General features: G+C 74.9%; 2 protein-coding genes. Both read right to left on the bottom strand.

Annotation, left to right across the window (positions count from 1 at the left end):
* Positions 1–734 (bottom strand): 2-phospho-L-lactate guanylyltransferase (gene cofC, locus LVY72_RS24005; protein ID WP_237827458.1); only part of this gene is annotated, 734 nt, incomplete at its 3' end.
* A 35-nt stretch (positions 735–769) separates the two neighbouring features.
* Positions 770–3,214 (bottom strand): bifunctional FO biosynthesis protein CofGH (locus LVY72_RS24000; protein WP_237827457.1); only part of this gene is annotated, 2,445 nt, incomplete at its 5' end.

The following is a 3,214-nucleotide window of genomic DNA, read 5'->3' as shown; positions in this document are numbered from 1 at the left end:
AGGTGCCGGCGGCTGCCGGCGGGGCGGGTGCCGTAGGCGCGGGGCGGCGGGGCGAGCACGGCGGCGCGGGTGTAACGGCCGGTGCCTTGGTGCAGGGCCTGCTCGAGGTCCTCGGGGGTGTCGACGTCGGCGCGCAGGGTGGAGCCGGCCGCCACGGGCAGCAGCACGTGCCCGGCGGCACGGTGGGCTTGGCACGAGCCGGGGCCGAATCGTGGGATCAGCTCCTGCCCGGGCAGGGCGGTGGCCAGGGTGGTGCCGGTGCCGGCCCGGTCGGGCACCAGGGCCCGGGGGTGGGCGGCGGCCGCCGTCAGGGCGGCGGCCAGGTCGGCCGGGGCCAGGGAGGGCAGGTCCCCGGCCAGCACGGCCAGGGCGTCGGCGGGATGGTGTTCCCGGGCCCAGTCGATGCCGGCGGTGATGGCGGGGTTCAGCCCGTGGCCGGGGTCGGCGACCAGGACGATGCCCGGGACGCCGAGCACCGCCGGGTCGGAGGAGACGACGATGATCCGGCCGACGGCGGGCACCGCGGCCGCGGCGGCGGCGGTGTCGGTGAGGAAGGCCAGGGCCAGGGCCCGGCGCACGTCGGGGCGGAATCCTGCGGCCCCCCCGGCGGGGCGGGCCAGGCGGCTTTTCGCGCCGGGGCCGCCCTTGAACGGGATGACCACGGTCCAGGAGGGGTGCGGGGTGCCGGCGGCCGGGCCGGCCGGTGCCCGGCCGGGCCGCGGGGTCCTGGTCATGGCTGTCTCCTTTCGGCGGGTGCCGGGGGTTGGGGTTACCGGCATGCCGGCGCTCCGGCGGGGGCCGGGTCGGGCCGGCCGAGGCCGGGCAGGCCCAGGGACACCGGGGCCTTGCCGGGGGTGGGGCGGCCGCCGTCGGCGTCCCCGGGTGCCACGAGCAGGGTTTTGCCGGTGGCGGCGTAGCCGGTGTGCGCGTATTTGGCGGCGGTGGCCAGGCGTTCGTCGGTCGGGGTGCCGTAGGTGGTGGTGCGCTGGGCGGGGGTGCGGCCCAGGGCGGTGACCATGGCCTCAAGTTCGGCCACGGTCTTTTCCGAGCCGTGCTCGGCCCCGGCCATCCGGGAGATGGTTTCCTCCATCAGGGTCCCGCCCAGGTCATCGGCCCCGCCGGCCAGCATCAGCGCGGTGCCCTCGGTGCCGAGCTTGACCCAGGAGGTCTGGATGTGGTCGATCCGCCCGTGCAGCATCAGCCGGGCCACCGCGTGCACGGCCCGGTTCTCCTGCAGGGTCGGGCCGGGCCGGGCGATGCCGGCCAGGTAGACCGGGGCGTTGGTGTGGATGAAGGGCAGCAGCACGAACTCGGTGAAGCCGCCGGTGTCGTCCTGGATCCGGGTAAGGGTGCGCAGGTGCCCCACCCAGTGGGCGGGGGTGTCCACGTGCCCGTACATCATGGTGGCGCTCGAGCGGATGCCCAGGTTGTGGGCGGTGGACACGATGTCGATCCAGTCCGCGGCCGGCAGCTTGCCCTTGGTCAGGATCCAGCGCACCTCGTCGTCCAGGATCTCCGCCGCGGTGCCCGGGATGGTGTCCAGGCCGGCGGCCTTCGCCTCGGCCAGGAAGTCGGCGTAGGACAGGGACGTGCGGGCGGCCCCGTTGACGATTTCCATCGGGGAAAAGGCGTGCAGGTGGATGCCCGGCCGGCGGCGCTTGACCTCGCGGGCCAGGTCGAAGTAGGCGGTGCCGGGCAGGTCCGGGTGGATCCCGCCCTGCATGCAGATCTCGGTCGCCCCCAGCGCCCAGGCCTCCTCGACCCGGTCCCCGACCTGGGTAAGGGAGAGGGTGTAGGCGTCGGCGTCGGTGCGGCGCTGGGCGAAGGCGCAGAACCGGCAGCCGGTGTAGCAGACGTTGGTGAAGTTGATGTTCCGGTTCACCACGTACCCCACGCTGTCCCCGACGGTGTCCGCCCGCACCCGGTCGGCCAGGCCCGCCAGCGCCTCCAGCTCCGGGCCCTGGGCGCCCAGCAGGGCCAGGTACTCCTTGTCGGACAGGCCCGCCGGATTGTCTTCGGCCCGGGACAGGGCCGCGCGCACCGCCCGGTCCCCGCCCCCGGCCCGGCCAGCCTGTCCGGCGGCGGCCTGCCCGGCCTGTTCGGCCACCTGGTCGCGCAGTTCGTCCCAGTCCCCGTACACGGCGTCGAAATCGCCGCGCCGGTCACCGGTGCGCCCGTCCGTGTCGATGTCCGTGTGCAGGTCAACCCGCCCGGTCCCGGCCCAGTCCGGGTCCGGCTCCTGCCAGGGCAGCCCGGCCGGCAGCACCTCCGGGTCCGCCAGCCCGTCCGGGCCGGCCAGGGCGCGCACGTGCGGGGTGACCCGCGGGTCGAGCCAGGGTTCCCCGGCCAGCACGTAGCGCGGGTGGGCGGTCAGCCGCTCGGTCAGGGCGAACCCGGCCTGCGCGGTGAGGGCGGCCAGGTCCTGAAGGTGCGGCCAGGGCCGCTCGGGGTTCACGTGGTCCGGGGTCAGCGGGCTGACCCCGCCCCAGTCATCGATCCCGGCCCGCACCAGCAGGCCCAGCTCCGCCGGGTCGGTCAGGTTCGGCGGGGCCTGGACCCGGGCCTTCGGGCCGAGCACCAGGCGGGCGACCGCCACCGCGGCCACATACTCCTCGGTGCCCAGGTCCGGGGCGTGCATCATCGCGGTGGCGTCCTTGGCCCTGAAATTCTGGATGATCACCTCCTGGATGTGCCCGTACCGGCGGTCCGCGGCCCGGATCGCGAAGAGCGCCTCGATCCGTTCGGCATACGTTTCGCCGATGCCCAGCAGCACCCCGGTGGTGAACGGCACGTTCGACCGTCCGGCGTCCTCGAGCACCCGCAGCCGCACCGCCGGGTCCTTGTCCGGGGACCCGAAATGCGCCCCGCCCTTCTCGGTGAACAGCCGGGTAGCGGTGGTCTCCAGCATCATCCCCATCGACGGGGCCACCGGCTTCAGCCGCTGGATCTCCTCCCAGGACATCACCCCGGGGTTCAGGTGCGGCAGCAGCCCGGTCTCCTCCAGCACCCGCACGGCCATCGCCCGCACATAGTCCAGGGTCGAGTCATACCCGTGCGCATCCAGCCACTCCCGGGCCGCCGGCCACCGGTCCTCCGGCCGGTCACCCAGGGTGAACAGCGCCTCCCGGCAGCCCAATTCGGCGCCCCGGCGGGCGATGTCCAGGACCTGATCCGGGGACAGGAACAGGTCCCTGCCGGCCCTGGCCAGCTGCCC

This window comes from Arthrobacter hankyongi (assembly GCF_022012395.1).
Lineage (GTDB): Bacteria > Actinomycetota > Actinomycetes > Actinomycetales > Micrococcaceae > Crystallibacter > Crystallibacter hankyongi.
The sequence above is the reverse complement of the archived record's forward strand: the minus strand, read 5'-3'. Positions and strand labels throughout refer to the sequence as shown.